At 66.1% G+C, this 14341-nt stretch carries 14 protein-coding genes and 1 pseudogene; 7 read left to right on the forward strand and 8 right to left on the reverse strand.

Translation table 11 applies throughout. The features are described 5' to 3' along the window. Window positions 1-92: 92 nt before the first annotated feature. Window positions 93-761, forward strand: a complete 669-nt coding sequence (locus tag O8I58_RS06735) for a PAQR family membrane homeostasis protein TrhA (protein ID WP_298321641.1) — start codon at window positions 93-95, stop codon at window positions 759-761. A gap of 86 nt (window positions 762-847) precedes the next feature. Next, window positions 848-2818, forward strand: a complete 1971-nt coding sequence (locus O8I58_RS06740; RefSeq protein WP_298321642.1) for an AsmA family protein — start codon at window positions 848-850, stop codon at window positions 2816-2818. A gap of 9 nt (window positions 2819-2827) precedes the next feature. Here O8I58_RS06740 and O8I58_RS06745 read toward each other — a convergent pair whose 3' ends face one another. From O8I58_RS06745 to mtgA, 3 genes are read right to left on the reverse strand one after another with little or no spacing between them, the layout of a single operon-like run. Next, on the reverse strand, window positions 2828-3256 hold the full coding sequence (locus O8I58_RS06745) for a CBS domain-containing protein (RefSeq protein ID WP_298321643.1): 429 nt from the start codon (window positions 3254-3256) through the stop codon (window positions 2828-2830). Beyond that, window positions 3216-4238 (reverse strand): glycosyltransferase family 2 protein, encoded by a 1023-nt coding sequence (locus tag O8I58_RS06750; protein WP_298321645.1) that lies wholly within the window; start codon window positions 4236-4238, stop codon window positions 3216-3218. Before O8I58_RS06750 ends, O8I58_RS06745 begins: the two co-directional genes overlap by 41 nt. Before the next feature lie 3 nt (window positions 4239-4241). Beyond that, complete coding sequence (gene mtgA, locus O8I58_RS06755) at window positions 4242-4955, reverse strand: monofunctional biosynthetic peptidoglycan transglycosylase (protein ID WP_298321647.1); 714 nt, start codon at window positions 4953-4955, stop codon at window positions 4242-4244. A gap of 197 nt (window positions 4956-5152) precedes the next feature. Between mtgA and O8I58_RS06760 the strand changes: the two are divergent. Both O8I58_RS06760 and O8I58_RS06765 read left to right on the forward strand, forming a co-directional pair. Then, a pseudogene (locus O8I58_RS06760) lies at window positions 5153-5953 on the forward strand (Hsp33 family molecular chaperone HslO); the annotation flags it as partial. Between the two features lie 196 nt (window positions 5954-6149). Continuing rightward, the gene (locus tag O8I58_RS06765) at window positions 6150-7016 is read left to right on the forward strand and encodes an XOO1806 family protein (RefSeq protein WP_298321651.1); all 867 of its coding nucleotides are present in this window, start codon (window positions 6150-6152) and stop codon (window positions 7014-7016) included. Window positions 7017-7181: 165 nt separating this feature from the next. On the opposite strand, the gene O8I58_RS06770 is transcribed toward O8I58_RS06765, so the two are convergent. From O8I58_RS06770 to O8I58_RS06785, 4 genes are all read right to left on the reverse strand, one after another. After that, a complete protein-coding gene (locus tag O8I58_RS06770) occupies window positions 7182-8075 on the reverse strand; it encodes a DUF4097 family beta strand repeat-containing protein (RefSeq protein WP_298321653.1) in 894 nt (297 codons plus the stop codon). Window positions 8076-8086: 11 nt separating this feature from the next. After that, window positions 8087-8599 carry a hypothetical protein gene (locus O8I58_RS06775; RefSeq protein ID WP_298321655.1) on the reverse strand — a complete coding sequence of 171 codons (513 nt, stop codon included), beginning with the start codon at window positions 8597-8599 and terminating at the stop codon, window positions 8087-8089. Beyond that, the gene (locus tag O8I58_RS06780) at window positions 8596-9165 is read right to left on the reverse strand and encodes an RNA polymerase sigma factor (protein ID WP_298321657.1); all 570 of its coding nucleotides are present in this window, start codon (window positions 9163-9165) and stop codon (window positions 8596-8598) included. The genes O8I58_RS06775 and O8I58_RS06780 overlap by 4 nt, the downstream gene beginning before the upstream one ends. A 62-nt stretch (window positions 9166-9227) precedes the next feature. Next, complete coding sequence (locus tag O8I58_RS06785; protein ID WP_298321659.1) at window positions 9228-9827, reverse strand: TetR/AcrR family transcriptional regulator; 600 nt, start codon at window positions 9825-9827, stop codon at window positions 9228-9230. Window positions 9828-9952: 125 nt separating this feature from the next. On the opposite strand from O8I58_RS06785, the gene O8I58_RS06790 reads away from it, so the two are divergent. The 3 genes from O8I58_RS06790 to O8I58_RS06800 all read left to right on the forward strand — a co-directional run bounded on the left by O8I58_RS06790 (window position 9953) and on the right by O8I58_RS06800 (window position 13923). After that, entirely contained in the window at window positions 9953-10903 is a 951-nt protein-coding gene (locus O8I58_RS06790; RefSeq protein ID WP_298321661.1) for an alpha/beta fold hydrolase, read from the forward strand. Further along, on the forward strand, window positions 10900-13374 hold the full coding sequence (locus tag O8I58_RS06795; protein ID WP_298321663.1) for an acyl-CoA dehydrogenase: 2475 nt from the start codon (window positions 10900-10902) through the stop codon (window positions 13372-13374). Before O8I58_RS06790 ends, O8I58_RS06795 begins: the two co-directional genes overlap by 4 nt. Window positions 13375-13449: 75 nt before the next feature. Beyond that, window positions 13450-13923 carry a hotdog fold domain-containing protein gene (locus O8I58_RS06800; RefSeq protein ID WP_298321665.1) on the forward strand — a complete coding sequence of 158 codons (474 nt, stop codon included), beginning with the start codon at window positions 13450-13452 and terminating at the stop codon, window positions 13921-13923. Window positions 13924-13944: 21 nt separating this feature from the next. On the opposite strand, the gene O8I58_RS06805 is transcribed toward O8I58_RS06800, so the two are convergent. Further along, window positions 13945-14301 (reverse strand): DUF1304 domain-containing protein, encoded by a 357-nt coding sequence (locus O8I58_RS06805; RefSeq protein WP_298321667.1) that lies wholly within the window; start codon window positions 14299-14301, stop codon window positions 13945-13947. Between the last annotated feature and the right edge of the window lie 40 nt (window positions 14302-14341).

A 14341-nucleotide genomic window follows, 5' to 3' on the forward strand; every position in this document is an offset into this window, starting at 1 on the left:
ACGCACCCCAAACTGAATATCGCGTAGGTGCGAGGCAGCATTCTGGCCATGCCCACCGCGAAGATGAGAATGGACTGCGATAAAGTCAGGCCATGGCCCTACAGGCACATCCCGAAACCAACCTGCGCGACGAACTCGCCAGCGCGTTGACCCATGGGCTGGGCGCGGTGGCGGCCCTGGCCGGCGGCGCGGTGCTGATCACGCTGGCCGCGCTGTATGGCGACGGCTGGCAGCTGGGCACGGCGATCGTCTTCAGCTCCACCCTGCTGCTGCTCTACGTGGCGTCCACGCTGTATCACGCCATCCAGCATCCGATGGCCAAGGCCCGGCTGCAGGTCTTCGACCATTGCGCGATCTACCTGCTGATCGCCGGCACCTATACGCCGATCCTGCTGATCGGGCTGCGCGGTCCGTGGGGCTGGGGCATGTTTGCCGCGGTGTGGGCGATTGCCCTGTTCGGCGTGGTGTTCAAGCTGTTTTTTACCGGCCGTTTCAGGCTGCTTTCGACCGGGTTGTACCTGGCGATGGGCTGGCTGGTCGTGGTCGCGATCGAACCCCTGTTGAAGTCGGTCGACAACTTCACCCTGGGCTGGCTGCTGGCTGGCGGCCTGTTCTACACCCTGGGCACCTACTTCTACCAACGCGATTCGGTGCGCTATTTCCACGCGATCTGGCATCTGTTCGTGCTGGCCGGCAGCGTCTGCCACTTCGTCGCGGTGACCGGCCAGGTGCTGGTACCGCGCCTGCATCACGTCGCCTGACTGCAAACGCATTGCGTCAAGGCAAACTGAACGCCAGTTCGCGTTTTCGCAGGGCGTGAACACCCGGGCTGCAGATAGTGGCCCGCATGAATGCCAATCCTGCACCGTCGCGCAGCCTCGCACGCACCCACCCGATCCTGACTGTACTGGGCATCCTGGCAGTGTTGATCGTGCTGCTGATCATCTTCTGGGACTGGAACTGGTTCAAAGGGCCGGTCGAACGCGCGGTGCAAGCCAAGACCGGTCGCGCCTTCCATATCGATGGCGACCTGGACGTCGACCTGGGCCGCATCACCACGGTGCGTGTCGATGGCCTGCGCCTGGCCAACGCCGATTGGGCGATCAAGACCGCGCCGGAGATGGCCAGGGTGCAGCGGCTGGAAATCGATGTCGCGCTCGGTCAGCTGATCTTCCACCGCAGCCTGCATCTGCCGGCGATCCGCATCACCCAACCGGTGGTGGAACTGGAAGCGCGCACCGCCCAGCAGGGCGGCGGCAACTGGATCCTGCAAGGCCAGACGCCGACAGACGCACAGGATGCAGGCATGACGCCGACCTTCGGCACGGTGATCGTCGACGACGCCCGCCTGCATTATCTGGATCGGCCCAACAAGACCGACCTGCGCATTGAAGCCAGCAGCGGCAAGCCCGACGCGCAGTACGGGGCGCCCCCCATCGACCTGACCGGCACCGGTCGCTGGGGCGCGAATGCCTTCACGCTGGGCGGCCGTATCCAGTCGCCGCTGGACCTGGCTGAAAGCCAGCGCCCGTATCGCATCGACCTCCACGCCGCAGCCGGCGCGACCAAAGCGCGCGCACGCGGCACGCTGGTCGATCCACTGCATCTTGGCGGCTTCGAGCTGCGCATGGCGCTGTCCGGCCAGGACCTGGCTGACCTGTATCCACTGATTGGCGTGGCCATTCCGCAGTCACCGCCATACGCCTTCGACGGCACCCTGACCCGGACCGGCAATACCTGGCATTACGACCGCTTCACCGGCAAGGTCGGCGACAGCGACCTGGGTGGATCGACTGCGGTGACCGTCGGTGGCCAGCGTTTGAAGCTGGAAGCGGACCTGACCTCAAAACGCCTGGATTTCGACGACCTGGCCGGCTTTATTGGCGCGCCGTCGAAGGGCGGCGCAGGCGAAACCCGCAACGCGGCGCAGACTGCCCAAGCCACAAAACTGGCCGCCAATCCGCGCGTGCTGCCGCAGGATCCCTACGATCTGTCCAAGCTTCGTTCGATGGATGCCGACGTGCGCTGGAAAGCCAGGCGCATCAATGCACCGAAGCTGCCCATCGACGATATGGACGCGCACCTGACCCTGACCGATGGCCTGCTGCAGCTGCAGCCACTGAACTTCGGCGTGGCCGGAGGTAACGTTCGCTCGCAGATCCGCATGGACGCGCGCAACCCCACCATCCGCACCCGCGCCGACATCGCGGTACGCCAGCTCAACCTGGGCCAGCTGTTCCCCGACGCCAAGCTCACCGAAGGTGCGGTCGGGCGCATCGGTGGTGACATCAGGATCAGCACGTCCGGTAACTCCATCGCCGCCATGGCTGGCAATGCCAACGGCGACATCGGTGTCGGCATGGGCAAGGGCCACATCCCGCAACTGCTGGTCGAGCTGGCGGGCCTGGATGTCATGCAGTCGCTGGGCTATCTGTTCGACCGCGACAAACAGGTGCCGATCCGCTGCGCCTTCGCCGATTTCGAGGTGAAGGATGGACTGATGCAGGCCCGCAGCATGGCCTTCGACACCACCGATACCATCGTGCTGGGCAGCGGCGACATCAATCTGAAGAACGAAGCGCTGAACCTGGAGCTCAAACCACGACCGAAGGACCGCAGCCTCCTGAGCTTCCGCACGCCACTGGAGATCGGCGGCACGTTCAAGGATCCCTCGTTCCACCCGAACCTGGCCAAACTGGGCCTGCGCGGCGCGATTGCGGTGGTGTTGGCCACCATCGCCCCGCCCGCCGCACTGCTGGCAACCATTGAGCCAGGCGGTGGCAAGGACAGCGACTGCGGCGGCAAGTACGCCAAGTAGAGGGCGCTGCTAGGAAGCGATGTAGCGCTGCAGCGCGTCCAGGTCCGCCTGCTGTTCCTCGATCACCGCTTTGACCAGGTCGCCAATCGAGATCACACCGATCACCCGCCCTTCCTCCACCACGGGTAGATGACGGAACCGGCGCCGGGTCATGACCTCCATGCAGTGCGCGACGGTCTGCTGCGGCTCGACCGTCACTACCTGCGAGGTCATGATCTGGTCGGCCCGGGTGTTGTGCGAGGACCGCTCCAGCAGCACGACCTTCCGCGCGTAATCGCGCTCGGACAGGATCCCCACCAGGACTTCGCCGCGCATCACCAGCACCGCGCCGACGCTGTGCCGGTCCATCTTGCGGACCGCATCGAACACCGGTTGATCCGGTTCCACTGCGATGACTTCAGCGGGCTTGCCTTCCAGCAACTGCTTCACTGTGCGCATGGGACGCTCCGGCAGTATCGGTTGTCCCGGAGGATACGCCTTCCCGCGCCGGCATCCACTGCTGGACCAGGTACAGCGGCCGCTGTTTGGCCTCCTCGTACAGCCGGCCCAGGTATTCGCCGATCAATCCGAGCGCAACCAATTGCGTGCCCCCCAGGAACAGCACCACCGTCATCATGCTGGGCCAGCCGGCGACCGGATCGCCATGGACCAGTGCACGCACGATGATCACGACCCCGTAAACGAACGCCAGCGCCGCCACCAGCAGGCCGAGGTAGGTGGCCGCGCGCAGCGGCGCCGTCGAAAAACTGGTGATGCCCTCCAGCGCGAAATTCCACAATTTCCACGCACCGAAATTGCTGCGCCCGGCAATCCGTGATTCGCGATGGTAGGGAATGGACAGCTGGTCGTAGCCCACCCAGCCGAACAGCCCTTTCATGAAGCGATGGCGCTCGCGCAGCTGCCTCAACGCCAGCAGCGCGCGTGGCGAGAGCAGGCGAAAATCCCCGGTGTCGGCCGGGATCGGTGTCTTGGACAAGCGCCCGATCACCCGATAGAAGCCGTGCGCGGTGGCGCGCTTGAGCCAGCCCTCGCCTTCACGCAGGACGCGGGTGCCATAGACGTTGTCGTGACCGGCACGCCAGGCCGAGACGAATTGCGGAATCAACTCCGGCGGATCCTGGCCATCGGCGTCCAGGATCAGCACTGCGCTGTCTTCGGCCACCAGGTCCAGGCCTGCGGTCAGCGCGGCTTCCTTGCCGAAGTTGCGCGACAGCCGCAGCAGCTCGACCCCCGCATCGGACGCGGCCAGGCGCTGCATCACTTCCCAGGTCTGGTCCGTGCTGCCATCGTCGATGTAGAGCACGCGGCTGGCCACCGAATCCAGGCGGTCGAGCACGCTGCGGATGCGGGGATGCAGGCGTGGCAATGCATCCTCTTCATTGCGCGCGGCAATCACCACGGTCAGGCGCTCTTCGGCCATCGATTACTCCAGGGTCTGCAGGTAGCCGGCGCCACCGATCTGGCGCACCTGGCGCTGGATCCAGCTGGCGCGTCGGGCGACGTAAGGCCCGGGGCGAGCGGCACTATAGCTGCGTGGCGCCGGCAGCACCGCGGCCAGGCGCGCGGCCTGGTCAGCGCTCAGGTGCGCGGCATCGACGCCCCAGAACGTCCGCGACGCCGCCTGCGCCCCGTACACGCCATCACCAAATTCGGCGATGTTGGCGTAGACCTCCAGGATCCGCTGTTTGGGCCAGAACAGCTCGATCAGCACCGTGTACCAGGCCTCGATGCCCTTGCGCACATAGCTGCGCCCGGACCACAGGAACAGGTTCTTGGCCACCTGCTGGCTGATGGTGCTGGCGCCACGCACACGTCCGCCACGCGCGTTGTGGGCACGCGCCTTCTCGATGGCCTGCAGGTCGAAGCCCGAGTGCGTGGCAAAGCGCTGGTCCTCGGCGGCCACGATCGACAGCGGCAGCGCCGGTGCGATCTGGTCGAAGTCGCGCCACTGATAGGTGGGATGGAAGCCCCACTGCCCTGCGCCCCAGGCCTCGAACTGGCGCGCCACCATGAAGGCCGACAGCGGCGGGTCGACAAAGCGCAGCGCCACCACCTGCAGTGCCGTCCCGGCCGCGACCAACAATGGCAGCGCCAACAACCAGCGCAGCCAGCGACGACGGGGCGAAAGGACGGGCATGGCGTCGATGACGGAAATCCTTGGCAGGCCGTGCGATTGGCGGCAAATGTTACCCGTTCACCGGCACCCGCCCGCGGCCACCACGGCACCCCGCGCTTGGAAACCCACGCGCGCGCCCACACATCAGGCGCCTCGATGGGCCTGCGTGGCCCGCATTTTGGACATCTCCCGTGAACCCGACTCCGCCCTTCGCCGATCTGCGCACCCGATTCCTGCTGCCGGAGGCCGGCGTGCGCGGCGTCAGCGTGCACCTGCGCAAGGCCTGGGCCGACCTGTGCGAGCCGAGCGATTACCCGCCCAACGCGCGCGAGCTGCTGGGCCAGGCCGTGGCCGCATCGGCGCTGTTCACCGGCCATGTGAAGATCGACGGGCGCCTGTCGGTGCAGCTTCGCAGTAGCGTCGGCCTGCGCACGCTGTTTGCCGAATGCACCGCTGCCGGCACCGTCCGCGGCATCGTCCAGCTGTTGGAGGGCGAAGACGCCCCGCGCGACCTGTCCGCACTCGGGGGTGACGCCCTGCTGGCCATCACCATCGAGAATCCCGGCCTGGACCCGCGCGAGCCCCAGCGTTACCAGAGCCTGGTCGAACTGAGCGCCTCGACGCTGGACGCGGCCTTCCAGGATTACTTCCTGCAGTCCGAGCAGCTGCCGACCCGCCTGCTGCTGGCCGCCGATGGCGATCAGATCGCCGGGATCATGCTGCAGAAGTTGCCCGGTGACGAAGGCGATTCCGACGGTTGGCAGCGTGCCGGCATGCTGTTCGACACCCTGGGGCGCGACGAGCTGCTGAACACGCCGCAGGACGAGCTGCTGCACCGCCTGTTCCACCAGGAAGACGTGTCCCTCCTCGACACCCAGCCCCTGCGATTTGGCTGCTCATGCTCGCGCGAACGCGTGGAAAGCATGTTGGCCTCCCTGGGTCGCGAAGAAGCCATGGCCGCCGCTGACAGTGGCCAGGCCGAGATCCGCTGCGAGTTCTGCGGCCGCAGCTACCACTTCAGTCCGGAAGAGATCTCCAGGTTGTTCGATGGCGCGCCGTTGATGGCCAGTGGATCGGAACGACTTCAGTGATTTGCTGACGAGCGGCACGGTTTCCCCAGCCCTGCAACTTGTTAAATAAACATAAATCCAGTATCTTTCGGGTTCCATCACGCGACCGGAACTTTCTCCCGTCTGCGTCAGTCAGAACCGAACCATGCGCCTGCGTCCCCGCCGATCGCTGATGACCCTGCTGCTCGCTGTTTCCATAGCGAGCACGGGCGCGTTCGCGCAGTCCAGGAGCACCCTGGGCACGACCATGTTGCCGGTATGGAACAGCAACGGGCAGGTGGAAGGCGCACTCATCCTGGAACCGACCAGCCAAGCCGCCACCGGCGCCCGCTGGCGGATAGGCCGCAACACGCTGAGTGCGGCCTTCGGACTGGATTCCGGCGAGTCGCTCGGCCTGCTCTGCAACAACCGCAGCGGGATCGGCAACAGCATCACCAGCCTGATCACCGCATGCAATGTCGCAATGCTGGACGACGACACCTCGCCCGGCAGCAGCCAGCGCTTCGACGCCGAAGCCACCCTCAGCCGTCCAGGCGGCAAGGTCGGCCTGAGCCTCGGCAGCGGCCATGACCTCCTGCCCGCCTGGATGCTCCCTGGCAGCGCTGGCCCTTCGGCCGGACGATTCGAGCAGAACGATCTGGCCGTGTTCGGCCAGAAGAACATCGGCCGCGAAGGCTTCGTCACCATTGGTGGCACGGTCGCGCACGCGCGCCTGGTGCCAGCTTCCGAGCTGACCAACATTCCTGACCAGTGGAACAGCCGCAGCCTCAGCGTTGGTGGCGGCTACGGCTCTTTCAGCGGCAGCATCGTCGGCCGCGTGGTCGATGCCCCGGGCCAGCCCGGCAAGTGGGAAGGCCTGGGCGTCGGCCTGACCTGGCACACCCCCTGGAGCGGCCAGCTCACGGTGGGCGCCGAAAACATCGTCACCAGCGGCAAGAATCCCTTCTCGCCCAACGCACCGATGACGGACGACGGCACCGTGCCGTATGTCCGGTACGAACAGGACCTTTAACGCCCCCGCGCGCACTTGCTGGCGCCCGATGGTGCTTGGCCCACTTCGATCACCAATCCATGGCCTCGCGCGGATAGCGCGCCACTCAACCCTCTGCCTATGCAAGAAAGGCACCGGCGGATGACCGCGCGGCGCCCTTCTTCGTTTCAGTACGTTGTGTGCGGCTTATTCCAGGCGCAGTTCCGCGTCACCCGAGAAGGTTTCGAGCTTGATCTCGCCTTCGCCGTTGCCATAGCGGGTATCCAGCGAACGGCCAGGGCCGTGCTCCGGGCGCTCGATCGTGGCATTGGGCGCCTTGAGGTCCCCGCTGAAGGTTTCGGCTGTCACGTGCGCCGATAGGTCACGCGGCAAGGTCAGCACCACGCCACCACTGACACTGGACAACGAGACCTTGCCGTTGCGGGCCAGCCCAGTCGCCACGCGCGTGCGGCCGCTGACGCTATTGGTCGACAGCTCGCGCAGGCGCTCGTCCTTGACCGCGACGTTGATGTCGCCGGACACGGTCTCCACCTCGACTTCCCCATTGAGACGGCCACGCAGGATGACGCTGCCGCTGACGGTCTGGATGTCGACTTCGCCGCTGTTGGCCGTGGCAGTCACGTCACCACTGACGCTGTTGATCGACAGCTCGCGCGGCGCAGCGGCCACGACCACCGAACCACTGACGCTTTCGATGGAGAGTTCGTCTGGCGCCACGCCGGAGACATCCACGTCGGCCGACACTGCATGCAGATCCAGCGATGCGCGGACCGGCACCATCAACTGCAGGTCGGTCGGACCGGAAGACTTGCCGCCCCAGCCGCCGCCCTTCGGGTAGCGCACCTTGATCTGCAGGTCGTCGCCATCGCCTTCGACCTCCAGCTTCTCCACGCCATCACCCAGCGTGCCGCGGATCTGCACCTCCGACCGGTCCCAGGCACGCACCTGGATGCGGCCCTTGATGTTCTCCACTTCCACCTTGCCACGCGGGTCGAGCGGACGGGTCTGGTCGATGGGCGTGGCCGCCTGGGCCGACAGGGCCATCAGCAGCAACGGAACGGCGGCAAGGATCGTGCGCATGATGGGTTCTCTCAGCTCAGGACGGCCTGGCGGGTCAACGCCAGGCGACGGTCGTAGGTGTAACGCAGTGTCTGCAGCAGTTGGCGCGAGCGGGGATCACGGTCGATCGCCTCCAGGATCTGGGCGGCACTCTGGTCCAGATCCTGGACGGCAGGCGCCAGCGCAACCGGCATCGTGCCGCGGCTCTGCATCCGCTCCAGCGCGATCTGGTAGCTGCGCGTCATGCGCACGGCCTCGGCTCGCAACGGCGCGTGGGTGGGTGCCGTGGTCGGCTGCGGCGCATCCAGCATCGGCGTCATGCGCATGCCCAGCACCGCGATCACCGCCACGGCCGCAGCCATGGCCCATGACTGCCAGTGCGAAGGCCGCTGTCTGGCCGTGCGGAGCGGCGAGACCTGCGGCACGCGCGGTTCCAACTGTGCGGCGATGCCAGGCCACAGGTCGCTTTCGGGCGTGACCTCCTGGCGCAGGCCGCGCAGGCCGCGCAGGGCGAACCGCAGGTCATCATCGTTGTGTTCGTTCATTGGTGTGCCTCCAAACGGGTGCGCAGCAACTGGCGTGCGCGGTGCAGCTGTGCTTTCGAACTTCCGACCGCCATGCCCAGCGAGACGGAAATTTCTTCGTGTTTCCAACCTTCCACGTCATGCAGGACCAGCACGGCGCGGGCGCGCGGCGGCAAGGTCGCAACGGCGCGCTCCAGGTCCATGCCCAGTGCCGGTCCGTGGGCACGCGGGTCGATCATCGCCACGTCGTCGTTATCAGCCTCGTCTTCCCAACGTGGACCGGCGCGGCGACTGCGCAGTTCCATCAGCGCGGTGTTCACGGCCATCCGGTGTAACCAGGTCGACAGCGCGCTTTCGAACCGGAACTCCGGCAGCGCGCGCCAGACCCGGACGAAGGTTTCCTGGGTCAGGTCCTCGGCGCGGGCGCCATGGGCACCGACCAGGCGCACGATCACACCATGGACCCGGCCCACGTGCCGCCGGTAAAGCTGTTCGAACGCGCTGGTGTCGCCACTGGCGGCCGAACGCGCCGCTGCGACGTCCGCATCAGCGGCGTCTTCACCTGGAGAGTCGATGGGTGCCGTCATGGCCGAGGTCAGCATGCCAAGTGAGATGCACACCACGGCGGGAAGGTTTAAAGCCGCGCAGGTCAGTTGGGGATGAGCGCGGCGATCACGTGGTTGACGTAATCCTCGAACTCTTCGTGCTGCATCCGCGGTTGGTGCAGCTGCAACGACAGCTGCAGGAAGCCCACGTAGGCCGCATAGGCCAGGCGGGCACGATGCTGGGCGTCGGTACGCCCCAGTCCAGCCTGACGGAACGAGGCGACCAGGTATTCCATGCGCCGCTGCGATACCCGCGCAATCACCGGCTGCACGGCCGGGTGGTCCAGCGCCTTGAGCAGCTCGCTATAGATGATGTGTGACTTGGCCTCGTGTGCGACCAGCAAGAACAGCTGGCGCAGGCGCAGGCGCGGGTCCGGCACGACCTCGAGGCTGCCGAAGACGCTTTCCTGCTCGACCGTCTCCCAGCGCTCCAATGCGGCCTGCAGCAGCGCATCGCGCGACGGGAAATGCCAGTAGAAGCTGCCCTTGGTGACGCCAAGGCGGCGCGCAAGCGGTTCGACCGCGACCGCAGCGATGCCCTGCTCGGCGACCATGTCCAGTGCCGCCTGCGCCCAATCATCGGCGCTCAGACGGGGCGCACGGGTGGAGGACGTCGGCCTGGCATTCGCTGCTGAGGTGTTCATCGCCGCATTTAACCATACGGCACAGAACGTAGCAGTATGTTTGCTGCGTTGCAGCACAAACTCTTTCCCGATCAAACGCTTGTATGGATTGACGCGACTTTGAGGGCAGGCCCATACTTCTGCGTATGGTCACTCTTCCGCACGCAGATCCCGCGCCCCAAGCCTCGCCCGACACGGTGCGCCTGACCGGCGCCTGCGGCACTGGGCTGCAGGCCAGCACGTTCCTGCCTCCGGCGGGAACGTCGCATGGACTGCCGACGCTTCTCTATACGCATGGCTTTGGCCAGACCCGCGGCGCCTGGACCAGGAGCGGATTGACCCTGGCCAACCATGGTTATGCGGGACTGGCCTACGACGCGCGTGGCCACGGCGATTCGCAGCGCAACGCGTACGACCAGCCCTACGATGCCGAACAGTTCATCGATGACTTGATCATCGTGGCCGGTGAGCAGCCCGAGCCACCTGTCCTGATCGGCGCATCGATGGGCGGCCTGTTCGGCCTGATCGCCGAATCGCGCTGGCCGGGGCTGTTTTCGGCACTGGTCCTGGTGGACATCACCCCACATTGGGAACAGGCCGGCTTGTCGAAGGTACTGGCGTTCGCCACCGCCTTCCCGACCGGCTTCGAATCGCCCGAGCAGGCCGCCGAACTGGTCGCCAGCTACCTGCCCAATCGCCCACGCCGCTCCGCGCAGGAGCTGGCCCCGTTGCTGCACGAAAGCGAGGACGGCCGCTGGCGCTGGCATTGGGACATGCGCCTGGTCGACGATCTGGTGCGCGACAGCGCGCAGCACCAGGACGACATCGCACAGGCTGCGCGCAACGTCCGCTGCCCGGTCCTGCTGGTCAGCGGCGGCCGCAGCGAGATGGTGTCCGAAGACAACATCCGCACGTTCCAGAAACTGGTTCCGCATGCGCAGCACGTGCAACTTCCGCGCGCTGGGCACATGCTGGCCGGTGACGACAACGACGCATTCACCGGCGCGGTGCTCGACTACCTGGGCACGCTGACGCGCACCCGGCACACCCGCTTCTTCAACAACGATTTCGATTCCGCTTCCGGAGCACGCCCATGAGCATCCTCGTTCCGTTCCTCGTTGTGCTGCTGGCAGGCGGTGTTGCCGCCTATCACCGCATGCGCCTGGCCACCTGGGCCGCGATCAGTGCCTGCGCGCTGGTCGCCTGCTGGCTGCTGGGCGCCAACGCCACTGCCTGCGTGGTTGCCGCGGTCATCGTCGCCGCCATCACCCTGCCACTGCTGCTCCCGCCGGTGCGCAAGGCATTGATCACCGCACCGATGATGAAGTTCTTCCGCAAGGTGCTGCCACCGCTGTCGCAGACCGAGCGCATCGCCCTGGAAACCGGTTCGGTCGGTTTCGAAGGCGAACTGTTCACCGGCGACCCGGACTGGCAGAAGCTGCTCAACTATCCCAAGCCGCAGCTCACCGCCGAGGAACAGGCCTTCATCGATGGCCCGGTCGAAGAACTGTGCACGATGATCAACGACTGGGACATCACCCACGTGCGCGCCGACCTGCCGCCGGAAGTGTGGGACTTCGTCAAGCAAAACAAGTTCTTCGGCATGATCATTCCGAAGGAGTTCGGCGGCCTGGGCTTCTCCGCGCTGATGCACCACAAGGTGATCCAGAAGATCTCCTCCGTTTCCTCCGTCGCCAGCTCCACGGTCGGCGTGCCCAACTCGCTGGGCCCGGGTGAACTGCTGGTCCATTACGGCACCCAGGAACAGAAGGACTACTACCTGCCGCGCCTGGCCGCCGGCCTGGAAGTGCCCTGCTTCGGCCTGACCGGTCCATTTGCTGGTTCCGACGCCACGTCGATTCCCGACTACGGCATCGTCTGCAAGGGCGAGTGGAACGGCGCCAACGTGCTGGGCGTCAAGCTGACCTTCGACAAGCGCTACATCACCCTGGCGCCGGTCGCCACGCTGATCGGCCTAGCCTTCCGCATGTACGACCCGGAAGGTCTGATCGGCGACACCAAGGACATCGGCATCACCCTGGCGCTGCTGCCGCGCGAAACCCCGGGCGTGGACATCGGCCGTCGTCATTTCCCGCTGAACTCGCCGTTCCAGAACGGCCCGATCCACGGCAAGGAAGTCTTCATCCCGCTGAGCCAGCTGATCGGTGGCGCGGACCTGGCCGGCAAGGGCTGGAACATGCTCAACGAGTGCCTGGCCGTGGGTCGCTCGATCACCCTGCCCTCCACCGCTTCGGGTGGTGCCAAGTTCGGCGCGGTGGTCACGGGCACCTATGCCCGCATCCGCAAGCAGTTCGGCCTGTCGATCGGTCGTTTCGAGGGTGTGGAAGAAGCCTTGGCCCGCATCGGCGGCAAGGCCTATGCGATCAGCGCGCTGGCCCAGGCCACCGCCGCCGCCGTGGACCGTGGCGATGTGCCATCGGTGCCATCGGCCATCGCCAAGTACCACTGCACCAACCTGGGCCGCGAAGTCGTGTCCGACGTGATGGACGTGGTCGGCGGCAAGGGCATCATCCTGGGGCCGAAGAACTTCGCCGGCCGCTCCTGGCAGGCCGCGCCGATCGGCATCACGGTCGAGGGCGCCAACATCATGACCCGCAGCCTGCTGATCTTCGGCCAGGGCGCGATCCTGTGCCATCCGTGGGTGATGAAAGAAATGAAGGCCGCGCAGGACCCCGATCACGCCGCCGGCCTGGAAGCCTTCGACCGTAGTCTGTTCGGGCATATCGGCTTCGGCATTTCCAACGCCGTGCGTTCGTTCTGGTTCGGCCTGACCGCCGCGCGCATCGGCGCCGCACCGGGCGATGCCTACACCAAGCGCTTCTTCCGCAAGCTGGACCGTTACTCGGCCAACCTGGCACTGATGGCCGACGTGTCCATGCTGATGCTGGGTGGCAAGCTGAAGTTCAAGGAATCGCTGTCCGGCCGTCTGGGCGATGTGCTGAGCCACATCTACATGACCAGCGCGATGCTCAAGCGCTACCACGACGACGGCGCGCCGCAGGCCGAGCAGCCACTGTTGGCCTGGGCCTTCCACCACAGCGTGCATGAGATCGAACTGGCCCTGTCGGCCGCACTGCGTAACTTCCCGATCCGCCCGGTGGGTTGGGTGATGTGGGCGCTGATCTTCCCGTGGGGCCGTCGTGCCGAAGCACCGGGCGATCGCCTGGGCCATCGCGTCGCCGCCCTGCTGATGGCGCCCAACGCCGCGCGCGACCAACTGGCCGGCGGCGTGTTCCTGACGCCCTGCGAGAACAATCCCGGTGGCCGCATCGCGAGCTACCTGGCCAAGGCCGTGGCGGCCGAGCCGGTGGAACGCAAGTTCATCAAGGCCCTCAAGACCAAGGGCATCGAGGCGCTGGACTTCACCTCGCAGCTGGATGAGGCCGTCCGCGAAGGCGTGCTGACGATTGAAGAACGCGCCCAGCTGGAAGAGCTGCGTGCGATCACCATGGACACCATCAGCGTGGACGACTTCGATACCGAAGAGCTGCGCTCTGCCGGCTACCGTCCGCAGACGGAACCCGGCCTGTCGCGCGAGGCCGCGTAAACGCCCCCCTCGCACCTTTGATTGACCCTGCGACGGCGGACTTCGGTCCGCCGTCGCCTTATCTGGAGCCCGTACATGGCCGCCTCGATCCTGTCGCTCTATCGCCGCATGCAGCGCTGGCCCGCCGGCGGCTGGCTTTTTTCACGAGCCGTGTGCTTCAAGGCGCCCTACTTCGGCAGCATCTCGCCACGCATCACGGTGCTGGAAGCTGGCCGCTGCGAAGCGCGCATCGCGCACCGCCGCCGCATCACCAACCATATCGGCACCGTGCACGCGATCGCCCTGTGCAACCTGGCTGAACTCACCGCCGGCCTGATGACCGACGCCAGCCTGCCCGCATCGATGCGCTGGATCCCCAAAGGCATGCAGGTGCGCTATCTCGCCAAGGCAGTCGGCCCACAGCACGCGGTCGCCACGCCTGCGATTCCGATCCGCGAATCGACCGAGGGCTACGCCTTGCCGGTTGAGGTAGCCATCCACGACCAGCAAGGAACACAGGTCTTCATCGCGAACGTGGAGATGTGGGTTTCCCCTAAACCGCCACGCTGAAGCGCCTGGCGGCGAGCAACCTCAACCTGCCAGTGCGATGCAGGCCAATGCCAGCGCCGCAGGCAGCGCTTGGATCCACAGGATGCGGCGGCTGACCGTCGCCGCACCGTAGGCTCCGGCCACCACGACGCAGCCCAGGAAGAACGCCACGACGCGCCAGTCGTGCAGCAGCAGCGCGCTCCAGAGCAGGCCCGCAGCGAGGAAACCGTTGTAGAGCCCCTGGTTGGCGGCCAGCACGCGCGTGGTCTCGGCCTTCTCCGGCGACATGCGGAAGGTCTTCAGGCCCTGCGGCCTGGTCCACAGCACCATCTCAAGCACCAGGAACCACAGGTGCAGCGCGGCGACCAGGACGGTCAGGACGAGGGCTGCGGTCAACATCAGGGCGATCCATGCGGGATTGAACAGGCACGCAGTGTGC

Origin of the sequence: Pseudoxanthomonas sp. (genome assembly GCF_027498035.1) — a bacterium.
Taxonomy (GTDB): domain Bacteria; phylum Pseudomonadota; class Gammaproteobacteria; order Xanthomonadales; family Xanthomonadaceae; genus Pseudoxanthomonas_A.

Coding starts and splice junctions, on each gene's coding strand:
- O8I58_RS06735 (WP_298321641.1), top strand. CDS start 93: ATGGCCCTACAGGCACATCCCGAAACCAACCTGCGCGACGAACTCGCC.
- O8I58_RS06740 (WP_298321642.1), top strand. CDS start 848: ATGAATGCCAATCCTGCACCGTCGCGCAGCCTCGCACGCACCCACCCG.
- O8I58_RS06745 (WP_298321643.1), bottom strand. CDS start 3,256: ATGCGCACAGTGAAGCAGTTGCTGGAAGGCAAGCCCGCTGAAGTCATC.
- O8I58_RS06750 (WP_298321645.1), bottom strand. CDS start 4,238: ATGGCCGAAGAGCGCCTGACCGTGGTGATTGCCGCGCGCAATGAAGAG.
- mtgA (WP_298321647.1), bottom strand. CDS start 4,955: ATGCCCGTCCTTTCGCCCCGTCGTCGCTGGCTGCGCTGGTTGTTGGCG.
- O8I58_RS06765 (WP_298321651.1), top strand. CDS start 6,150: ATGCGCCTGCGTCCCCGCCGATCGCTGATGACCCTGCTGCTCGCTGTT.
- O8I58_RS06770 (WP_298321653.1), bottom strand. CDS start 8,075: ATGCGCACGATCCTTGCCGCCGTTCCGTTGCTGCTGATGGCCCTGTCG.
- O8I58_RS06775 (WP_298321655.1), bottom strand. CDS start 8,599: ATGAACGAACACAACGATGATGACCTGCGGTTCGCCCTGCGCGGCCTG.
- O8I58_RS06780 (WP_298321657.1), bottom strand. CDS start 9,165: ATGACGGCACCCATCGACTCTCCAGGTGAAGACGCCGCTGATGCGGAC.
- O8I58_RS06785 (WP_298321659.1), bottom strand. CDS start 9,827: ATGAACACCTCAGCAGCGAATGCCAGGCCGACGTCCTCCACCCGTGCG.
- O8I58_RS06790 (WP_298321661.1), top strand. CDS start 9,953: ATGGTCACTCTTCCGCACGCAGATCCCGCGCCCCAAGCCTCGCCCGAC.
- O8I58_RS06795 (WP_298321663.1), top strand. CDS start 10,900: ATGAGCATCCTCGTTCCGTTCCTCGTTGTGCTGCTGGCAGGCGGTGTT.
- O8I58_RS06800 (WP_298321665.1), top strand. CDS start 13,450: ATGGCCGCCTCGATCCTGTCGCTCTATCGCCGCATGCAGCGCTGGCCC.
- O8I58_RS06805 (WP_298321667.1), bottom strand. CDS start 14,301: ATGTTGACCGCAGCCCTCGTCCTGACCGTCCTGGTCGCCGCGCTGCAC.